Consider the following 4,583-nt stretch of genomic DNA (forward strand, 5'->3'; position numbering starts at 1 on the left):
GTGCCGCTGGGGGCGCGGGCCCGGCGGGCGCTGGAGGAGTACCTGGCGCGGGCGCGTCCGGAGCTGCTCGCCGCGCGGACCGCGCAGGGCCCGGGCGCGCCGGCGCTGTTCCTCAACACGCGCGGTGCGCGGCTGTCGCGGCAGAGCGCCTGGGCGGTGCTGCAGGCCGCCGCGGGGCGCGCGGGCATCGCGCGGGCCGTCTCGCCGCACACGCTGCGGCACTCCTTCGCCACCCACCGGCTGCGCGGCGGCGCGGACGTGCGGGAGGTGCAGGAGCTGCTCGGGCACGCCTCGCCGGCCACGACGCAGCTGTACGCGCTGGTCGCGGCGGAACCACTGCCGCAGCCGTCGGCGGAGCCGCTGACGGAGCCGCTGACGGAGCCGCTGACGCAGCGGCTCGCGCAGCCGCGGGCCGGGACGCACCCCCGCGGGCACCGCGCACCGCACCCGTCGGACTAAGGTCGACGCGCCAGCGCACCTGCGCGACCGCGGAAGCGGGGCGCGGGGCACCGCCCGAGACAGCCCGAGGATGTGCCAGGCCAGTGACCAGCGAGTTCCCGACGTCCGCCCCCTCCATCCCGCCGGTGCCCGGTGCGACGGGTGCGCCGACGGGGACGCCGCAGCACCCGCAGCACCCGCAGGGCCCGGGGCAGCCGGCCGCCGAGCCCGCACCGCCCGCCGGCGCCTCCGCGCAGGTGCCCCCGGAGGCGTCCCCGTGGGCTCCGACCGGCACGCCCCGGGGCACGTCCGGCGAGGCGCCGGCGGGCGCTGAGCCGGCGCGCGGGGTGCAGGGGGCCATGGAGCTGGGTCCGCAGGCCGGGCCCACGGGCCGCCCCGTGCCCGACTTCCCGGTGCCGGCCGCGCTGCACCAGCACGGTCCCGCCCGGGTGATCGCGATGTGCAACCAGAAGGGCGGGGTGGGCAAGACCACCACGACCATCAACCTGGGGGCGGCGCTGGCCGAGTACGGCCGGCGCGTGCTGCTGGTGGACTTCGACCCGCAGGGGGCGCTGTCGGCGGGCCTGGGGGTGAACTCCCACGAGCTGGACCGCACGGTGTACCAGCTGCTCATGGAGCCGGGCACGGACGTGCGCGAGGTGATCCGCGAGACGGGGCTGGAGGGGCTGGACCTGCTGCCGGCCAACATCGACCTGTCGGCGGCCGAGGTGCAGCTGGTGGGCGAGGTGGCGCGCGAGAGCGTGCTGGCGCGGGCCCTGCGGCCGGTGCTGGCCGACTACGACGTGGTGCTCATCGACTGCCAGCCCTCGCTGGGGCTGCTGACCGTCAACGCGCTGACGGCCGCGCACGGGGTGGTGATCCCGCTGGAGTGCGAGTTCTTCGCGCTGCGCGGGGTGGCGCTGCTGGTGGAGACCATCGAGAAGGTCCAGGAGCGCCTGAACCCGGTCCTGGAGATCGACGGCATCCTGGCGACCATGTACGACGGGCGCACGCTGCACAGCCGCGAGGTCGTGGCGCGCGTGGTCGACGCGTTCGGCGACGACGTCTTCCACACCGTGATCGGGCGGACCGTGAAGTTCCCGGACGCCACCGTGGCGGCCGAGCCGATCACCGTCTACGCGGGCAACCACCCCGGGGCGGAGGCGTACCGGCAGCTGGCGCGCGAGCTCGTCGCGCGCGGCGACGCGGCCTGAGGGGCCCGTTGCGCACCCCGGTGGTCGACCCGGAGTGAGCGGCGGCCACTGCGCGTGAGTTCCGGGCCGCCGAGAGGGCGGTCCGCGGCCGTGGTGCCGCCAGCGCCACGCCGCGAGCGCCCGCAGCCGTTATCGTGCGCCCCCGGGCCGCGGGGGGAGCGGCCGCCGAAACACCACGGGGAGTAGTCAAATGGTTGCGCCGCTCTCGGAGGACCACGCCTCGGGCACCCTGGTGCCCCGCATCGTGGAGGTCGCGCTGGACGCCGCCGACCGCGTCCTGGCCGCCGACGGCGAACAGCGCCTGACCGGCGCGGACCTGCTGCGCCGCGCCGCCCGCGTGCGCGAGGCGGTCCTGGCCGCCGGGGCGCGGGGCCGTCCCGTCGCGGTGCTGCGCGGCCACGACGTCGGCGCCGTGGCCGCCGTCGTCGGCGTCCTGGCCGCCGGCAGCCCCGTCGTCGTCCTGGACCCCACCACCCCCGCCGCGCGCCTGGGCCACTACGTGCGCTCCGCCGGCGCCTCGATCTGCGTCAGCGACGCCGCCCGCGCCGGCACCGCCGCCGAGCTGGCCGCCACCGTGCTGGACCCCGACGCGGGCCGGCACGCCGGGGGCGACCACCGCACCGCCGCCGAGGAGCTGCTGGCCACCCCCGCGCACCCCGAGGACGTCGCCGTGGTCGTCTACACCTCCGGGTCCACCGGCGCCCCCAAGGGCGTGGCCTGCGACCACCGCTCGATCCTGCACGACGCCTGGGTGAACTCCCTGGGCACCGGCTGCTACGGCGCGGGCAGCGTCGTGGCCCACCTGCTGCCGATGGGCTTCAGCGCCGGCATCGGCGTCACCCTGGCGTGCCTGCTCGTCGGCGCCCGACAGGAGCTGTTCGACCCGCGGCGCCGCTCGGTGGCGGAGCTGCCCGCCTGGATGCGCGAGGCAGGCGTCGACGTCCTGCACGCCTCCCCGGCGATCCTGCGCGGGGCGATGACGGCCCTGGCGCCCGGCGAGCGCCTCGACGGCCTGGTCAGCGTCACGGTGGCCGGGGAGACCGTGCACGGCGCGGAGCTGCGCACCGTGCGCGCGGCCGTGGGCCCGCGGTGCGTGCTGCGCAACCGCTACGGCTCCACCGAGACGTGGCTGATGGCCGAGTTCCGCCTCGACCCGGGCGCGCCGTCCCCCGAGGGCGCCACCCCCGTCGGCTGCGCGGTGCCCGGGGCCCGCTTCGAGGTGCAGGACGAGGACGGCCGGCGCCACCCGCACGGCACCGGGCGCGTGGTGGTCACCTCGCCCTGGCTGACCCGCGGCTACTGGGGGGCCCCCGAGCGCACGGCCGAGGTGTTCACGCAGAACCCCGACGGCACCCGCTCGTTCCTCACCAGCGACGTCGGCACCCTCGCCGAGGACGGGTGCCTGCGCCTGCTGGGCCGCAGCGACCACAGCGTCAAGGTGCGCGGGCTGCTCGTGGAGCCCGGTGAGGTCGACGCCCTGCTGTTCGCCCACCCGCAGGTGCGCGAGGCCGTGGTGGTGGGCCGCACCGACCCGGCCAGCGGCCAGGTGGACCTGGTCGCCTACGTGGTGCCCGAGGGCCCGCGGCTGCAGGCCTCCGCGGTGCGCGCGGTCGTGCGCGAGAACCTGCCCTCGCACATGGTGCCGCGCCACGTCGTGCTCCTGGACGCGCTGCCGCGCACCGAGCGCGGCAAGCTCGACCGCTCCGCCCTGCCCGAGCCGGCGGCGTCCTCCGCGCCGTACGAGCAGCCGCGCACCGGCTGGGAGCACGTCGTGCACGAGCAGTTCGCCGCCGTGCTGGAGCTGGAGCGCTTCAGCGTCCACGACGACTTCTTCGAGCTCGGCGGGGACTCGCTGGCCGCCGAGGCGCTGGTGCAGCGCATGGCGGAGCTGGTCGAGGACCCCCCGCGCCCGGTGACCACCTCGCTGGTGGCCGCTGCGCCCACCGTGGCGCAGTTCGCGGCGGCGGTGCGGCGCACGGCGCGCTCCGAGCGCCCCACCCTGGTGCCGCTGCGCCCGGCCGCCGAGGGCGAGCCGCTGTTCCTCGTCGCCGGCGCCGGCAGCGCAGCGGTGGCGCTGCGCACGCTCGCCCACCGGGTGCGCCACCCCGGGCCGGTGCTCGGGCTGCAGGCCAACGGGCTGGAGAACCGGGCGCTGCCGGACTGGTCGGTGCGCCGCATCGCCCGTCGGCACCTGGCCACCGTCCGCGAGCTGCAGCCGAACGGGCCCTACCGGCTGGCCGGGCACTCCATGGGTGGCCTGGTCGCCTTCGAGATGGCCTCGCGGCTGCGCGCCGCCGGCGAGGAGGTGGCGCTGCTGGTGGTCCTGGACTCCTTCCCCCCGGACCCCTCCCTGATGCCGCCGCGGACCTTCCCCTCGCTGCGGGTGCGCCTGAAGCAGGAGGTCTCCGTCGCGCTGACGGGGATCCTGCCGCACCCCGGCATGGGCCACTACATGCGCTTCCACCACCAGGGCATCCTCATCAGCCGCTGGTACTCGGCCCCCGCCTACGACGGGCCGGCGCTGGTGGTCGTCGCCGCGGACGAGGAGGAGGCGCCGCTGCGCAGCCGCTGGGAACGGCACCTGACCGGCGAGTGGTCCCTGGTGCAGGTGCCCGGCGACCACATGTCGATCCTGCGCGACCCGCACGTCGAGGCCGTCGCCGGGCACGTCTCGCAGGCCCTGGAGCGCGTCCCCGCCGCGGCGCGGGCCCCCCGGGAGGCCCCGCCGGCCGCGCCGGGGCAGCCGGTGGCGCACGCGGCGCGCCCCGCCTGACGCGGGGCCGCCGCCGGCCCCGCTGCGCTGCGTCACGAGCGCTCACAGCAGTTCCTCAGCCCGGGTGAACCCGCTCCACCGGTCGGACCAAGCGGTCGCCGACGGCGACCGCTTGGTCCGACCGGTGGAGCGGGTTCACCCGGGCTGAGGAACTGCTG

At 77.4% G+C, this 4,583-nt stretch carries 3 protein-coding genes; all 3 read left to right on the plus strand.

The annotated features are described in order from the left end of the window. On the plus strand, positions 1-459 hold a 459-nt coding region (locus GTR00_RS15190), incomplete at its 5' end, for a tyrosine-type recombinase/integrase (RefSeq protein ID WP_166612438.1). Between the two features lie 338 nt (positions 460-797). Continuing rightward, positions 798-1,652: a ParA family protein gene (locus GTR00_RS15195; protein WP_166612439.1), complete on the plus strand. Its 855-nt coding sequence runs from the start codon at positions 798-800 to the stop codon at positions 1,650-1,652. A gap of 190 nt (positions 1,653-1,842) precedes the next feature. Next, positions 1,843-4,425, plus strand: a complete 2,583-nt coding sequence (locus tag GTR00_RS15200) for an AMP-binding protein (protein WP_166612440.1) — start codon at positions 1,843-1,845, stop codon at positions 4,423-4,425. Positions 4,426-4,583: the final 158 nt, after the last annotated feature.

Source organism: Kineococcus indalonis (assembly GCF_009906395.1).
Lineage (GTDB): Bacteria > Actinomycetota > Actinomycetes > Actinomycetales > Kineococcaceae > Kineococcus > Kineococcus indalonis.

Coding starts and splice junctions, on each gene's coding strand:
- GTR00_RS15195 (WP_166612439.1), top strand. CDS start 798: ATGGAGCTGGGTCCGCAGGCCGGGCCCACGGGCCGCCCCGTGCCCGAC.
- GTR00_RS15200 (WP_166612440.1), top strand. CDS start 1,843: ATGGTTGCGCCGCTCTCGGAGGACCACGCCTCGGGCACCCTGGTGCCC.